The 14429-nt window shown below is 50.0% G+C and carries 18 protein-coding genes; 10 read left to right on the top strand and 8 right to left on the bottom strand.

Going from position 1 to position 14429, the window contains the following annotated elements; translation table 11 throughout:
* The 3 genes from tnpA to rpsT all read right to left on the bottom strand — a co-directional run.
* Nucleotides 1-217 (bottom strand): IS200/IS605 family transposase (tnpA, locus tag BLR50_RS13730; protein ID WP_143008119.1); only part of this gene is annotated, 217 nt, incomplete at its 3' end.
* 191 nt (nt 218-408) lie between these two features.
* Entirely contained in the window at nt 409-957 is a 549-nt protein-coding gene (locus BLR50_RS13725; RefSeq protein WP_092643568.1) for a WxL domain-containing protein, read from the bottom strand.
* Nucleotides 958-1197: 240 nt separating this feature from the next.
* A complete protein-coding gene (rpsT, locus tag BLR50_RS13720) occupies nt 1198-1458 on the bottom strand; it encodes a 30S ribosomal protein S20 (RefSeq protein WP_092643565.1) in 261 nt (86 codons plus the stop codon).
* 188 nt (nt 1459-1646) lie between these two features.
* Between rpsT and gpr the strand changes: the two genes are divergently transcribed.
* The 3 genes from gpr (at nt 1647) to BLR50_RS13705 (ending at nt 4424) form a co-directional block, all read left to right on the top strand.
* Nucleotides 1647-2537: a GPR endopeptidase gene (gene gpr, locus BLR50_RS13715; protein WP_092643563.1), complete on the top strand. Its 891-nt coding sequence runs from the start codon at nt 1647-1649 to the stop codon at nt 2535-2537.
* Between the two features lie 298 nt (nt 2538-2835).
* On the top strand, nt 2836-4020 hold the full coding sequence (gene spoIIP / locus BLR50_RS13710; protein ID WP_092643560.1) for a stage II sporulation protein P: 1185 nt from the start codon (nt 2836-2838) through the stop codon (nt 4018-4020).
* 68 nt (nt 4021-4088) lie between these two features.
* Nucleotides 4089-4424, top strand: a complete 336-nt coding sequence (locus BLR50_RS13705; RefSeq protein WP_092643558.1) for a hypothetical protein — start codon at nt 4089-4091, stop codon at nt 4422-4424.
* A 144-nt stretch (nt 4425-4568) separates the two neighbouring features.
* Here the strand turns inward: BLR50_RS13705 and BLR50_RS13700 are convergent, their stop codons facing one another.
* The 5 genes from BLR50_RS13700 to BLR50_RS13680 form a co-directional block, all read right to left on the bottom strand.
* Nucleotides 4569-5708: a sodium ion-translocating decarboxylase subunit beta gene (locus tag BLR50_RS13700; protein WP_423230294.1), complete on the bottom strand. Its 1140-nt coding sequence runs from the start codon at nt 5706-5708 to the stop codon at nt 4569-4571.
* A gap of 30 nt (nt 5709-5738) precedes the next feature.
* Complete coding sequence (locus BLR50_RS14905; protein ID WP_092643555.1) at nt 5739-5900, bottom strand: OadG family protein; 162 nt, start codon at nt 5898-5900, stop codon at nt 5739-5741.
* Nucleotides 5901-6229: 329 nt separating this feature from the next.
* Nucleotides 6230-6943, bottom strand: coding sequence for an alpha/beta hydrolase (locus BLR50_RS13690; protein WP_092643552.1), 714 nt, complete (start codon nt 6941-6943; stop codon nt 6230-6232).
* A gap of 203 nt (nt 6944-7146) precedes the next feature.
* Nucleotides 7147-7914 carry a prolipoprotein diacylglyceryl transferase gene (locus tag BLR50_RS13685; RefSeq protein ID WP_092643549.1) on the bottom strand — a complete coding sequence of 256 codons (768 nt, stop codon included), beginning with the start codon at nt 7912-7914 and terminating at the stop codon, nt 7147-7149.
* 40 nt (nt 7915-7954) lie between these two features.
* Complete coding sequence (locus BLR50_RS13680) at nt 7955-8848, bottom strand: PfkB family carbohydrate kinase (protein ID WP_242871775.1); 894 nt, start codon at nt 8846-8848, stop codon at nt 7955-7957.
* A 332-nt stretch (nt 8849-9180) separates the two neighbouring features.
* On the opposite strand from BLR50_RS13680, the gene hflK reads away from it, so the two are divergent.
* The 7 genes from hflK (at nt 9181) to BLR50_RS13645 (ending at nt 14305) form a co-directional block, all read left to right on the top strand.
* On the top strand, nt 9181-10188 hold the full coding sequence (gene hflK, locus BLR50_RS13675; RefSeq protein ID WP_162840456.1) for an FtsH protease activity modulator HflK: 1008 nt from the start codon (nt 9181-9183) through the stop codon (nt 10186-10188).
* A gap of 20 nt (nt 10189-10208) precedes the next feature.
* The gene (gene hflC, locus BLR50_RS13670) at nt 10209-11243 is read left to right on the top strand and encodes a protease modulator HflC (protein ID WP_092643543.1); all 1035 of its coding nucleotides are present in this window, start codon (nt 10209-10211) and stop codon (nt 11241-11243) included.
* 88 nt (nt 11244-11331) lie between these two features.
* Complete coding sequence (locus BLR50_RS13665; RefSeq protein WP_092643541.1) at nt 11332-11976, top strand: hypothetical protein; 645 nt, start codon at nt 11332-11334, stop codon at nt 11974-11976.
* 31 nt (nt 11977-12007) lie between these two features.
* The gene (locus BLR50_RS13660) at nt 12008-12496 is read left to right on the top strand and encodes a prolyl-tRNA synthetase associated domain-containing protein (RefSeq protein ID WP_092643538.1); all 489 of its coding nucleotides are present in this window, start codon (nt 12008-12010) and stop codon (nt 12494-12496) included.
* Between the two features lie 181 nt (nt 12497-12677).
* A complete protein-coding gene (locus BLR50_RS13655; protein WP_092643535.1) occupies nt 12678-13022 on the top strand; it encodes a PadR family transcriptional regulator in 345 nt (114 codons plus the stop codon).
* Nucleotides 13009-13329: a hypothetical protein gene (locus BLR50_RS13650; protein ID WP_092643532.1), complete on the top strand. Its 321-nt coding sequence runs from the start codon at nt 13009-13011 to the stop codon at nt 13327-13329. The genes BLR50_RS13655 and BLR50_RS13650 overlap by 14 nt, the downstream gene beginning before the upstream one ends.
* Before the next feature lie 52 nt (nt 13330-13381).
* Nucleotides 13382-14305 (top strand): DUF1385 domain-containing protein, encoded by a 924-nt coding sequence (locus tag BLR50_RS13645; RefSeq protein WP_092643529.1) that lies wholly within the window; start codon nt 13382-13384, stop codon nt 14303-14305.
* The last annotated feature ends 124 nt before the right edge of the window (nt 14306-14429 follow it).

Below are 14429 nucleotides of genomic sequence, written 5' to 3'. Positions count from 1 at the left end.
TTATATTCGGTGGTATGCTTACCATCATGTGTATATGGTCGCGGCATGCCTGTGCCTCTATTATTTCCACCCCTTTTTGTTCGCATAATTTCCTAAGTATCTGCCCTATATCCACCTTGATTTGTCCATATATTTCTTGTCGTCTATACTTCGGTGCAAATACTATATGATATTTACATCTCCATTTCGAATGTGTTAAACTATTTATGTCATCCATTGACATGTCCTCCTTTGTTTTTTGATGCGGTTGGTGAACCTTCATCATTCTATCACTGGAGGACCTCTTTTCGCTATAAGCGTTCTAATTCCACCAGCAGAGCTGGTGGTTTTTTGCGCTGAAGCTACAAACAAAAAACCATACCGGACATTTTATAATGTGTCCGGTATGGTTTCTTTATACCATAATTATCAGCTTATATTGGCTACGGTGTCGATGGTAACGGTGGAGGTATAGGTTCCCTCTATCACTTCGCTCGGCCAAAGCTCAAGAGTGAGTTTTCCGCCGCTGAAAGAGAAGGTGCCCTTTCCTTTAGAAACCGGAACAACGACATAGTTGCTTGGTACGGTGGTTACCGTAAGGGCATTGTTTATGTAGCTTTGTTCAAACTTGTCGGAGTGGCCCACCGCAGCGCCATTAGTACCCGACAAGGTCAACGCTCCGTCATGCAGCAGGCTTGTTCCGTTTGCAAAGCGTGTTGCCGATACCTGTACCGACCAGCCCTTTGCATTGCCTCGCGCATCGGTTACGGTAAAATCGTTGATTGTTGCATCAGCAGTTTGATCCTGACCGCTGAGCGTTACCTGCCCAAAGCTTTCTATTGTAACCGGGCTGATGGTTAAGGGGCCCTGTGCAATGGTTACATTGGTGTTGGTGGATGCGGCATATGTCATAGGAACAACAGTTAAAACCATCACGGTAACTATCGCAAAACCTGTTAGCAGTTTCGATATCTTCATGTGTTCGCCCTCCCTCTGATTTCTATCTCAATTTAACATGGCAGCACAGAATTAGCAATGAAGAAATAATGCTAACTATGGTCTGCGCTTCCATCAAAAAAAGATAGAGAACTACCATTGAATCATCAGAAAGAAGCTCACAGAAAAAATGTAAAACAAAAAAGCAGTACCACCTTAACGAAGGAAGAACTGCTTCATTTTTGTTTTCGGTATAAAAACAGCAATAAAACCAGGGATGGATTAGCCAACCTTGTTGAGCTTGCATGCAAGGCTCGACTTCTTCCTTGCTGCGGTGTTCTTATGAAGCAGGCCCTTTGCACAAGCCTGGTCAATCCTCTTGATAGCAAGCTTTACTTGAGCATCCTTATTGCCGGAATTCTCTGCAATAGCTGCATCAGCATTCTTAATTAAGGTTTTCAGGTTGCTCTTTAACGCTTTGTTACGAGCGTTCTTCACCTCGGTAACCTTAACTCTCTTTTTAGCGGATTTAATATTAGGCATCGGCGCACCTCCTTGCATATGACAGTAACAATAATATTAGCACCAAACTTTGAAAAAAGCAAGGGGTTTGAAGAAAAATATTAATAAATCGGCCTGATTCATCCAATAATACTACAGATAATCCGCCTGCAAGCCGGTTTCAGCTTTACTGGATTAGAATTACACAAGCGAAAGGGATGTTTTATTTCATGCCAAACCGTTTATACCGCACCGACCTTGCCATGGAAAGCCGCGAGCTGCTGGGCGCGCAGAACATTGAGGGCGTGCAGAGCAGTGAGGAGAGCATAGAGAATATTCAAATCTCCCGCATCACCGTGCTTAACGAGGCAGGTGCTCAAAAGCTGGGTAAGCCGGTTGGGAACTATATCACCATTCAGGCACCGCCCTTTACGGGGAGCATAGACGCCTCTTACAAAGAGATTGAGATGATCGCCGGGGAAATTGCCCGTATGCTGCCCCCAAACCCCCAGCTCGTGCTGGTGGCGGGCCTTGGCAACCGCAGCATCACGCCCGATGCCCTCGGGCCAGATGTGGCCGGGCAGATACTGGCTACCCGCCACATTAAGAAAGAGGTTGCGCGAGAGGTTGGATTAGGCGACCTTACCCCCGTTGCCGCCATCGCCCCCGGCGTACTGGGGCAGACAGGGGTGGAAACCGGCGAGATTATCGCTTCGGTGGCACGCGAGATTAAGCCTTCGGCGGTGATTGTCATCGACGCGCTGGCCTCCAAAAGCCTTGACCGTTTGGGCTGCACCATTCAAATTACGGATGTGGGCATCGTGCCGGGCAGCGGCGTGCAGAACGCCCGCAAGGCACTTAACCGCGAAACCATGGGTATTCCCGTAATTGCCATCGGCATCCCTACGGTGGTAGACGCCGCAACCATCGCCTGCGACCTGCTGAACGATGAAAGTGACACAACCCGGCAGAAGGTGGAGCCACGCGGCGCCGCCATGATGGTAACCCCACGCGAGGTAGACGTCATGATGGACCGTGCGGCCAAAGTGCTCGGTCTTGCCATCAACAAGGCGCTGCAGCCCACCATGGCGCTGGAGGATATTCAGATGCTGGTAGGGTAGACAGTGCAGAAGATAGGCCGTAGGCAACAACCTCTGTGCGTTGCGACGCTTAAGCATTTTGCAGGGGCGCGCATTGCGCGTTTGCGGTTCATCGGAATCTCAAACATACGCGGTTACGTTTAGGCCCGCAGGCGCTTAGTAAGCGCCCCTACATGCGCGGGTAATGCACACCTCTCACTGCAAAAACGAATCATCAATAACCTTCCGGACATGCCCTCGTATAAAAAAGCCCGGTCGCGCATAGTAATGAATACCTGTGCACCACCCATATGGTACAGGTTATTTTCTCCTTAAAGGAATGGTCATCGCTATGCGCAGACGTCTGAACATCACCCGATATGTTCCGCTCATGCTGGCTCTTTTGGTTTTGGGGGCGGGCTTTTTTACCGTTTATCAGGGCCTGATGCTGGACGGCGGGCTGGCCGAACGCATTTTGGCTCTTTCGGCCCGGTTTGCGCTGCCGGATGGAAGCGCCGCCGTATTTGCCCCGAATGAAGCGGAGTCCGTAAGCGACGACGAGGTTTACCTGCCCGATATCGTCAGCCCCGACGAGCTGATTCCCGCAGAAGACAGCGAGCCGATCGAAAACGCCGCCGATATCCTGCCGGATGTACCCCAAAATGCGGTTTCCTCTCAGGCCGCACAGCAGGCAGCCTCGTCACAGTTACCGCTTCCGGCAAGCCGGGGCACCATTCTGCGTGAAAACCTCAATATAAAAACCACCCTTTCAACTCTTTACCTTGCCTATAAAAATGGGATTGTCAAGAACTCCACCAAGCTTTCCGCCTCTAAGATCAACGAATACATGAACAAGGACATCGCCTTTAAGATCTACCATAACGACAAGCCTCAGGTGCTCATCATGCACACCCACGCCACCGAGAGCTTTGAAAAGGATACCGAGTACTACGACAAAAACTACAACAGCCGTTCCACCAACGAGGCCGAAAACATTATCAGCGTGGGCACCGAGATTGAGAAGCAGCTTACCGCCGCGGGTATCAAAGTGCTGCACGATAAAACGCTGCACGACTACCCCTCCTACAACGGCAGCTACGACCGCAGCGCCAAAACCGTAAAGGCCTACCTGAAGAAGTACCCCTCTATCAAGGTGGTGCTGGATATCCACCGCGACGCCATCGAGCGCGACGGCAGCAGGTTAAGCTGCGTAACCACCATCGACGGCAAGGACGCCGCACAGGTAATGATCATCTCGGGCTGCGACGACGGCACCATGAACTACCCCAAGTGGAAGGAGAACCTGCGCTTTGCGGCGCGCCTGCAAAACGAGATGGAAACCCTCTACCCCGGGCTTACCCGCCCGGTAATGCTCTGCTACCGTCTCTATAACCAAAACCTCACTACCGGCTCGCTGCTCATTGAGGTTGGCAGCCACGGCAATACCCTCTCCGAGGCGAAGTATTCCGGTGAGCTGGTGGGTAAAAGCCTTGTAAGCCTGTTTAACAAGTACAAGGGAACATAATCACTCCATAAAAAAGCGCAACAGCCTTAACCGTTGCGCAGTCTCTGATTATAAAGAGGACGTTTATTATGAGAAAAAGCCTTCATGTGTTTATCTGCACCTTCAGCTTTACCGTCATCATGATACTGGTATTCGCCGCCATGCTTTTCTGCGAGCGGCAGTCGCTTATGGTGCGGGCATCGTCTGAAACCCGCCTGCTCGCCATGAAGGTGAACGAGCCCGCCCAGCTCAGTATCACCCTGCTCGGTGAAGAGCTTACCCTAGACTGCTCCTATCCCATGCTGGCCGAGCAGTACCGCAGGCAGTATTATGCCCTGCTGCCCTGTGGGGTTAAGCTGCTGGAGCAGGCGATATGGTACACCACCCAGGGGCTTAACGAGCTTGCCGGCAGCAATTCCCGCTGAAGCAATAATTTCGGGCATAATCAGCAGCCTATAATCTTCTTGTAATGAGTTTAAATAGTCGTTCTGTCGCACGCACATTACGGATGAATGCAAAAAACCGAGCCGCCAGCAGTTAGCTGGCGGCTCGGTTTTTATATGTTTAGTTTACTTTCCAAATAGCGAGAGCAGTATACCGGCAGCTACAGCCGAGCCGATAACACCGGCTACGTTCGGCCCCATTGCATGCATCAGCAGATAGTTTCCGGGCCTTGCTTTTTGTCCTTCAATCTGTGATACGCGTGCGGCCATAGGCACAGCAGATACGCCTGCAGAACCGATAAGCGGATTGATTTTGCCTTTAGTAACCCAACACAGGAGCTTTCCTATTAAAAGTCCTCCCACAGTACTGAACATGAAGGCGGTAAGCCCAAGCCCGATTATCATCAGGGTTCTGGGCTTTAAGAACTCCGAACCAACCGCGGTAGCGCCAACGGTAACGCCAAGGAAAATGGTTACGATGTTAATCAGTGCATTCTGTACCGTTTCTGAAAGTCTTTCTACAACGCCGGACTCTCTGAACAGGTTGCCCAGCATAAGCATACCAATCAGCGGTGCTACAGACGGCAAGAGCAATATGCTTAAGATGGATACAACAATCGGGAAGCAGATTTTCTCCAGCTTCGATACGGTCCGAACCTGCTCCATCTTAATCTGGCGCTCTTTTTTGGTGGTAAGCAAACGCATGATCGGTGGTTGGATCAGCGGAATAAGCGCCATGTACGAATAGGCGGCAACGGCAATGGGGGCCAGCAAATGCGGCGCAAGCCTTGTGGTAAGATAGATAGCCGTAGGGCCGTCTGCCCCGCCGATAATGCCTATTGATGCGGCTTCTTGCGGGGTAAAATTTAATGCTATGGCTATTAAAAATGCGGCAGCGATACCGAATTGCGCGCCGGCACCAATCAACAGGCTGCTTGGGCGGGCAATTAGCGGGCCGAAATCGGTCATTGCACCGATGCCCAAGAATATAAGGGACGGATATATACCCAGTTTAACGCCCTGATACAGATAGTATAAAAGTCCTCCGGGTTCTGAACCGCTTGCGCCGGCCATCAAACCAGTCAGCGGCAGATTCGCCAGAAGCATGCCAAAGGCAATGGGCAGCAAAAGAAGCGGCTCAAACTTCTTAACAATGGCTAAGTACACAAGAACGCAGGCAATAATTATCATAACAAGCGATTGCCATGTTAAAGCCACAAAGCCGGAGTCATTCCATAATTTTATAAGCGAATCGATAAACACAATTTTAATCCTCCTCAAGTGCTAGAAGCTCATTTAAGTTTTAGAATTACTAACCGGGGCCGCATTATTCTTCTTCTTTTCCATGAATTGAATAAGTGCAGAGAACAGGCTTAAAATCACTGATAAAACTATAAGTGCCAAAAAAACAACCGCCATGCAAAATAACGCTACAATTACTGCTTGACCAAACGACATCTACTTCACCCCATTTCAATCCTGTAAATATGCAAAACAAAAAGTGGATAACTTCAAACGAAGCTTTCCACCCTATATGCCAAGACGTGAAACAACTATAAAACAGCAATCATAACTGCCAACTAAATAAAGATGATTTTTCACTTACTATATCATAGTTCGCCGTGCTTGTCAACCAAAAAACAGGGCTTGATCACGGTATATGCATGCTGTAACGGCTTGAGCTGACCACTTAGCTCATCAGGCCGCTGCATAAGCCCGCTCACCCTTCTGCAAGCTATATAAAACAGAGAAAGAGCGGGCAGCCAACGCCGCCCGCTCTTAACTCACTATATAGTTTTGCCGCAGCGCAGACTATTCTTCATCCACGCCTTTACAATCTCCTGGTCTCCTTCACCCATAAAGGGGTGTTCGCTGTTTTCCGCTACATCAAGGTCGCAATGAAATCTCTGCACAAACGCGTCAATAACCTCTCTGCTTTGAAGATTGTCCTTTGCTCCATATAAAACATGTGTCGGAACAGACCACTTATCAATCGGGTGTTCCTTCACATAGGAGAAATAAGGCCACGAAAGCGTTTCAAACGGCGTGGGAATCTCCCCTTTCGCCTTCAGCTCTTCCTCGGTCACATCAAACCATAAAAACATTTGCCTGATCAAGTGTTCCATGTTTACAATAGGCGACTGAAACAGGCAGTTATCAAAACTCCTGTTGCGATAAGCGTTTAAACTAAAAAAAGCACCCAGACTGCATCCAAACAGCGACACGCTTTCCCAATGGTCAAACACATAATCACCCACCATTGTAAGATCCGAAATTCCATTGATGATATTGCATTTATAGGAAGTGTCTGCTCTTCTTTCGCCATGCTCCGGCAAATCAAAACTGATGGTCTGATAGCCTTCGTCTTCAGCAATTTCAGCAAATACCTCGGCTTCTTCCTTGCAGGACATTTTTCCATGCACGAAGATATATACTTTATCGGATTTTTCTCCCCATATCAGTGCAGGGATTGTTCCGATACTTAGTTTTTCCTTTTTCATTTTTCCTCCAAGCTACAGAGGTGTTGCCCTCCGCATGCAATCAATCGTTATTTTTATCTTCATTGTATATCCTCCTTTCATAAGAGTTGTCTTTTTAAAAACATATCACCTGGTGATACGTGCACAGTATAGCATCTATATCATTTTTTGTCAAAGTATGGGCTGCGCATAGAAAAAAGCGCGCAGTTTCACCCATAGGTTGCTTATCTTCCTGCCGCCCGCTTTACCTTTCCGATAATAAAATCCTTAAAAAACAGCATAAGCCCCGCCGCAAGAATAAACAGCGAAATAAACTGCCCGGCAGAGAAAACACCCACCATGGCACTGTAGCCGCTTCTGAAATACTCCACAATAAACCGTCCGCCGCCGAACATCACCAGATACAGGGCAGATACCCTGCCCGCCGCCCTCGGTTTTTTGGCGTATAGAATCAGCACCGCCGCTATCAAAAAGTTTCCCGCGGCAGACATCAGTTGCGTCGGCCACAGCCTCACGCCGTTTGGCGCATAGGGCGAGTTGTTAAAGATTATACCGAATATCGAATCGGTCTCGCGCCCGTAGCAGCAGCCCGCCAAAAAGCAGCCGATTCTGCCAAAGCCCTGCGCAAGAGCCACCGACGGTATCAGAACATCACAATACTGCAAAAACTCAACATGCTTGATTCGGCAGAAGAGGATACCCGCCGCTACGCCGCCGATAATACCGCCCTGCACCGCAAAGCCGGCGCCCGAGAGCATCAGCATGGGGTTCTTAATAACCGATGGCAGGTTCACCAACGCAAACAGCAGCTTTGCGCCCACAAAGCCGAATATCAATGCAAAAAACGCAAGTCCGTATATGATATTTGTATTCATATCACGCTTCTTTGCCCGAAACTCGGCCACAAAAAACGCACAAAGAATACCTATTCCAATCATTAAGCCGTAGCCGTGTATGGTAAACGGGCCAACCGTCAAGATATCAGGGTACATACCATCACTCCTTTAGCAGAGTATAAGCGTTGTGCCGTTTTTAGTCAATAAACCGGTGAATACGCTCCAGTGTGGGCGGGTCAAGCGGTATGGGGAAGTGCTCTACCGCAGAGGCGGCCGTCGCTGCCGCAAACCGCACAGTATCCTCGTCGCTCATGCCCTTGTATAGCGCATAAACACAACCGGCCTTAAAGGTATCGCCCGCGCCAAGGGTACTTACCACCTCGGCCTTGAATGCCGGCATATATTTCACCTCGCCGCCGCGGCGCATATACATCAAGTCCTTGCCGCCGTGGGTAAAGATGATAAGCCCCTTACTGTGCTCGGCATAGGCCTTCAGCAGCTCCACACGGTCAGCGTCCTTATAGGTGCTTGAAATAAATTCATTGGATAGCGCGTTTATCGCCGCGTTTTGGCTGAGCTCACTGTTGTAGCGGCAATCGATGGTTACATAAGGCACCCCGGCCTGCACGCACAGGCGTGAGCCTAGCAGCGCGCCCTCCTCTATAAACGGGTCAATCCCCACCGCCTTAGCCTTTAAAATATCCTCGAGCATCGGCAGGTTCCAACGCTTTAAGCCGTTGGTAAAATACTCGTTAAAGGTGCCAAAGCAGGTGCGGGTGTTCTGGTCGATGAGGATATAATCCTCCAGCCCCTCAAAGCTCTCGTCATAGGTCATGCGCGAAATATCCACGCCGCGTTCGGCATAAAAACGCTGTATCAGGTCTTTGGTGTTTCGCCCTAAGTAGTTGCCGTCCATCTTTATGGTGCACCCAAGGCTCGCCAGCACGGTAGCGGCGGTTCCGGTCTCACCGCCCGTCAGGCGGTATTTTTTGCTGATCTCGCCGTAGGTATCGGCAACAGGGTAGGTGTCCTTCAGCAGAAATGCGGTGGATTGCAAAATCATGCCGTACAAGTAGATGTCATAGCTCATAATAAACTCCATTCAGCCGCCGGAGTGGCGGTATAAATAATAATGCCGCGCAGCGGATGCCGGCTTTCCAGGCGTGAAAGAACTTTCACGCATGCTCCTTCTTGTTGTTGCATAAAAAGCAGCAGGAATCTTGGAAGATTCTGTTGCACACCTCAGGTCGAAACCAGTATACTATGAAATCGATTACAATACAAGCCAAATAGCTGATATTTTCGTCAGAAATTTGCAATTTGTTCACAAGCGTAACAGCCGCGCCCCTTGCGAATAGACGTTCTCCATGATACACTAGATGAAAGCCATACATGGCTATATTACTGTGGGAGGAAAAAGAAGTGAATCGTACCAAAGCAGTCAAAACCATCGTTGCCGCCGTATTAATCGTGCTGGTTACGCTGGTTGTGTTTGCAAATTCTTTCTATACAATCCATACCGGTCAGGAGGTTGTCATCCAGCGTTTCGGTAAGTACATAAAAACCGTTACACAGCCGGGTATCAACTTCAAAATCCCGTTTGTGGATGATAAAACCGTTGTGGATGTAAACAACGTGTACCGTCTGGAGTTCGGTTTTAAAACCGTAGGCCCAAACCAGTTCGAGGATGATTACGAAACCGCCAAGATGCTCACGAGCGATGAGAACATCGCTTTGGTAGAGACCATCGTGCAGTATCAAATCAAAGATTCCATGCAGTACCTGTTTAAGGTAAGCGACATTGAGGGTACCTTAAAAATCATAGCCGAATCGGCTATCCGCCGCGTAGTGGCCAACCACACACTGGATGAATCGCTTACCGGCAACAAGTCTGCCGTACAGAGCGAGATCATGCAGGACCTTCAGAAGGTTTGCGACAAATACGACAGCGGTATTAAAATCGTCGGCGTGCAGCTGCAGGATGTAAACCCGCCCAAAGAGGTTGACGCCGCCTTCCGCGACGTTGCTGGCGCCAGAGAGGACAAAAACGCCTATATCAACGAAGCCAACGCCTATAAAAACGAGGTAATCCCCACCGCCAGAGGTGACGCCGCCGCTGCCGTAAATCAGGCCAATGCCTACGCGGCACAGCGTGTAGCCACCGCTAAGGCAGAGGTTACCGCTTACGAACAGCTGTATGAAAAGTATATGCAGGGCACCCAAACCACCCGAGCCAGAATGTACCTGGAAACCATGGCCGAGGTATTAAACGGCGTGGATATCTATATCATGGATGACAAAAACGGCATGAAGCTGTTTAACATGAACAGCTCAACCAGCCCTGTGATTAGCTCCGGCACACCGAGCACTTCCAGCAGCACCGCTGCTCAAACCTCGAGCAGCAACACTGCCAGCACCGTCAGCAAGTAAACAGGAAGGAGTGATTGTTAATGGATAACGTATATGATGCCGACTTTGTAAATAAGCAGGTTCGGCAGGCTGATGTAGATAAACAGATTAAAAAGGCGGGCAAATGGATTTTAATCGGCGTTCTTGCGCTGATTGTTCTGATTGTTTTGTCACAGTGCTTCTATACCGTAAACGAAACCGAGCACGCCATCAAATCCCGCTTCAGTGAGATTATTGAGGTAAACGTGAACAACCTCACCGCCGAGGAATATGCCGCCCTTCAGAGCAAGGACCGCTACAAGACCGTAAAGCTCACTCAGGGTGCAGGCCTTCACTTCAAGGTGCCGTTTATAGACACCATCGAGAAGTTCGATAACCGTCTGATCACCTACGATACCCTTCCCCGCGAGGTGATTACCTCCGACAAAAAGAAGATTATCCTTGATAACAACGCGCAGTGGTGGATTGTAGACCCCGTGCAGTTCAAGATCACCATGAACTCTATGAACTCCGCCAGCCAGCGCGTAGAGGACCTGATGTACTCCAAGATGAACGAAAAGGTTGGTAAAACCACCTCGAAGGACATCATCTCCAACAAAGAGTATGTGGTGGGGATGCTGCAGGAGAATATCAACGAGTTGAATACCACCATGGCTAGCTACGGCATCAAGCTGTTGGATATTCAGATACGCCGTACCGACCTGCCCACCGAGAACAACGAGAACATCTACAACCGCATGCGCACCGAGCGTGAGCAGATGGCTCGCCAGTACCGCAGCGAGGGTAAGGAAGAGGCGCAGAAGATTAAGTCCGGCGCCGACTACGAGGCCGCCAAGCTTAAGGCCGAGGCCAGTGCCGAGGCGCAGACCATCCGCGGTAAGGGCGATGCCGATGCCGCCGAGATCTATAATCAGGCCTATAACAAAGACCCCGAATTCTACGAGTTCTATAAAACCCTTGAAACCTACCGCAAAACCCTCAAGGGCAGCGGCGCCAAGATTGTTATAAGCCCCGACAGTGAGTTTGCCAAATATCTTTACAGCCCCGGCTCCGGCACTATCAGCACCGCACCGTAAATAATTAGTTTGGCACCGCGGGGGTAGGCATACCCTTTGCGGTGCTGCTGTTTATAGCCATAAAGACATCATGAAAGGGTTTTGCAAAATGGATACTGCCCTAAAACCTCAAAACACCCGCAGCCTGTTAGCATCTTCTCTGGTGTTGCTGTTACTTGGTTTAGCCTATCTAATTTTACTGGGTCTTATTTTCTGTTTCGGCTTAAACCTTGAAAACAACCGCACGGTCCAGCTCATTACCCATCTTGTGGTTTTACTCTCGGGCTTAGCCTACCTGATATTTGCCGATCAGGTGTGCGGCAGTGTCAAAGAGGTTCCTTCTGCAAGGCTGGCGCGAACTTTCGCGGCGCTTTTCATGCTGCTTATTACCTTGGGAAGAGGTTTAGGCATATGGTACATCATGCTGCCAAGCCCTGATGCGGCATACAGCCTATACAATCTCTACGCTGCGGGAGATTCCCTGCCCAGAACCATAGAGCTAATTTCCTGGACGATATTTTATCCATTCTCTGTCCTGTTTCTGGGGCTGTTTCTGCGCAAAAGCGACTACCGCTTCGGGCGTGCGCTGTTCGTGTTAAGCATCCTTTCGGCAGTTTGCTGCTTTATCGCGTTCATGCTGCTGATAAAGCCCGATACCATCTTTTTTATCATCGGCGCAACGGGTTGGGGGCTGCTGTTTGAGCTGATTATTATCGTTTACTTTGTCGGTCTGCTTCCCCGCCGTTTTCGTTAGTGGCTGAATTTCATAAGTTTTGGAGTTTGTTATGGATAAACAACAAGTGGTTTTTGACACCTTAAAGCAACTGAATATTCCCTATGAGGCAGTGAACCACCCTGCAGTATACACCATCGACGAGATGGACGCACTGCACCTGCCGCACGGCGAGAGCGTAGTAAAAAACCTGTTCCTGCGCGATTTCAAGGGCAGGCGGCACTTTCTGGTGGTGCTTCGGCAGGATAAAACCGCCGACCTGAAGGCCCTGCGCGATAAGCTCGGCTGCACCCCCTTAAGCTTTGCCTCGCAGGAGCGGCTGATGCAGTACCTTGGCCTTACCAAAGGCTCGGTAACCCCCTTCGGTGTGCTTAACGACACCGGGCATACCGTCGAGGTGGTGTTTGACAGCGACCTTGAAGGCAGCGCCTGCATCGGGGTGCACCCTAACGAGAACACCGCCACGGTGTTTTTAAGCTACGACAATCTGGTGCGGGTAATTACCTGTTGCGGTAATCCGGTACGAACGGTTGAACTATGAATCTGCGAGCCGCAGCAACAACTGGCTGGCGGTGGAGGATATCGGTACGGTTATTAACAGGCAGCTACTCCCTTAGAGGCTCTTCGGAGCCTCTATTTTTGTAGCAAATGTATCTATATACCTTGACATTCTATGTATATAGGTTTATACTTTACCCAAAGAAACAGCTTGTTTGAATGGAATGATAACAAAGATGGAAAACGGCGATTTTATAAAAGGCAGCATGGGCTTTATCCTGCTCTCCACCCTGCTTGACGGCGACAAATACGGCTACGAGATTACCAAAACGGTACACAGCCTAACCGCCGGCCGGGTTCAGCTCAAGGAGGGCAGCCTCTACCCCGCCCTGCACAAGCTTGAAAAGAAGGGCCTTGTGGAGGGGTATTGGGCAGAGGCGGAACCGGGGCGGCCGGGCCGCAAGTACTATCGCATTACCGAAGAGGGCCGCAAAGCGGCGGCAGCCGAGCAGGAAAACTGGAGGCTGTATATCGACGTATTGGGGAGATTCATCTATGGAAATACCTGAGTTTGAGCTATACTTACAGCAGCTTTCCGCCTCTCTGCGCACCGGGGAGGCCGAAAGGTCTGCCATTGCCGAGGAAATACGGCAGGCGCTCTATACCCGTTATAATGAATGTCTGGTGAAGGGGCTCAGCAGCAGGCAGAGTATTGAAGAAACGCTCTCCTGCTTTGACTGCCCCAAAATCCTTGCTGCCCAGTTTAACCATGTATACCGCAGCGCGCCGATAATCAGCACGGTAGAGGCTGTATTGTTCAGAACGCCGGCTGTTGCGGTACTGCTGGTGCTGATGCTCACCACGCTGCTGATATAGCATAACCGGAAAGGAACAGGCTGAAGGAATCCTTTCAGCCGATGGAACTACTATGAAAAAATCCACAGTCGGCGGCTCCGCTCTGCTGGAGGGGTTGATGATGATCGGCCCCAAAACCGCCGCGATTGCCATACGCAAACCCGACGGCGAGATTGCCGTGGAGCTGCGCCCGCTGCCCGCAAAGAGCAGGCTTTCCAAGCTGTTTATCCTGCGGGGAGCGGTCGGCTTCTTTAAGCAGATGGCACTCTCCATGCAGGCAATGATGTACTCCGCCTCGTTTACCGAAGAGGAAGAATCACACAGAAGCTCTAAGTTTGAACGATTACTGGAGCGTTTGTTCGGCAGCAAGGCCGACAATGTGCTCATCTACTTTGCGTTAACCCTGTCGCTGTTGTTAAGCATCGGCATCTTTATCCTGCTGCCAAACCTTGTGGTTGGGCTGCTGCCCTTTAATAAGGCAACGCTTGCCGGGGCAATTCTTTACAATCTTGCCGAAGCAGTTTTAAAGGTTGCAATATTGTTCGGATATATGGCGCTTGCCTCGGGCGCAAAGGATATCAAGCGCATGTGGCAGTACCACGGCGCCGAGCATAAGACCATAAACTGCTATGAAAACGATAATGAATTGACAGTCATCAATGTAATGAAGCACTCCACCAAAAATGTGCGCTGCAGCACGTCTTATCTGTTTTTGGTGGTGATGGTGAGCATTGTGCTGTTCTCGTTTGTCGGCTGGCACAGCATGTGGCTGAATATTCTCATCCGCCTGCTGCTCATGCCGCTGGTAGCGGGCATTACCTTTGAGCTTTTTAAATGCACCGCCTACAGCAGCTCATGGTTTGCCCGGGCAATCAGCGCCCCCGGCCTGCTGCTGCAGCGCTTTACCACCAGCGAACCGGACGAATGCCAGATAGAGGTTGCCATTGCGGCCTTTAATCATGCGCTTGCCGCAGAAGATGCACAAAATCTCTCGTAGCAGCCTGCAGAACCAGAATATTCTTCAATAGCCTAATCAAAACCACCAGTTAAACTGGTGGTATGCACCAGCCCTAAAAGGGCATATTACTGGCACAGCGTCTCAAGACGCACTGAATGGTTCC

This window comes from Acetanaerobacterium elongatum (assembly GCF_900103835.1).
Classification (GTDB): Bacteria; Bacillota; Clostridia; order Oscillospirales; family Ruminococcaceae; genus Acetanaerobacterium; species Acetanaerobacterium elongatum.
Note: the sequence above shows the minus strand (reverse complement) of the source record. Positions and strands in the feature narration are given on the sequence as shown.

Coding starts and splice junctions, on each gene's coding strand:
- BLR50_RS13725 (WP_092643568.1), bottom strand. CDS start 957: ATGAAGATATCGAAACTGCTAACAGGTTTTGCGATAGTTACCGTGATG.
- rpsT (WP_092643565.1), bottom strand. CDS start 1,458: ATGCCTAATATTAAATCCGCTAAAAAGAGAGTTAAGGTTACCGAGGTG.
- gpr (WP_092643563.1), top strand. CDS start 1,647: ATGCCAAACCGTTTATACCGCACCGACCTTGCCATGGAAAGCCGCGAG.
- spoIIP (WP_092643560.1), top strand. CDS start 2,836: ATGGTCATCGCTATGCGCAGACGTCTGAACATCACCCGATATGTTCCG.
- BLR50_RS13705 (WP_092643558.1), top strand. CDS start 4,089: ATGAGAAAAAGCCTTCATGTGTTTATCTGCACCTTCAGCTTTACCGTC.
- BLR50_RS14905 (WP_092643555.1), bottom strand. CDS start 5,900: ATGTCGTTTGGTCAAGCAGTAATTGTAGCGTTATTTTGCATGGCGGTT.
- BLR50_RS13690 (WP_092643552.1), bottom strand. CDS start 6,943: ATGAAAAAGGAAAAACTAAGTATCGGAACAATCCCTGCACTGATATGG.
- BLR50_RS13685 (WP_092643549.1), bottom strand. CDS start 7,914: ATGTACCCTGATATCTTGACGGTTGGCCCGTTTACCATACACGGCTAC.
- BLR50_RS13680 (WP_242871775.1), bottom strand. CDS start 8,848: ATGAGCTATGACATCTACTTGTACGGCATGATTTTGCAATCCACCGCA.
- hflC (WP_092643543.1), top strand. CDS start 10,209: ATGGATAACGTATATGATGCCGACTTTGTAAATAAGCAGGTTCGGCAG.
- BLR50_RS13665 (WP_092643541.1), top strand. CDS start 11,332: ATGGATACTGCCCTAAAACCTCAAAACACCCGCAGCCTGTTAGCATCT.
- BLR50_RS13660 (WP_092643538.1), top strand. CDS start 12,008: ATGGATAAACAACAAGTGGTTTTTGACACCTTAAAGCAACTGAATATT.
- BLR50_RS13655 (WP_092643535.1), top strand. CDS start 12,678: ATGATAACAAAGATGGAAAACGGCGATTTTATAAAAGGCAGCATGGGC.
- BLR50_RS13650 (WP_092643532.1), top strand. CDS start 13,009: ATGGAAATACCTGAGTTTGAGCTATACTTACAGCAGCTTTCCGCCTCT.
- BLR50_RS13645 (WP_092643529.1), top strand. CDS start 13,382: ATGAAAAAATCCACAGTCGGCGGCTCCGCTCTGCTGGAGGGGTTGATG.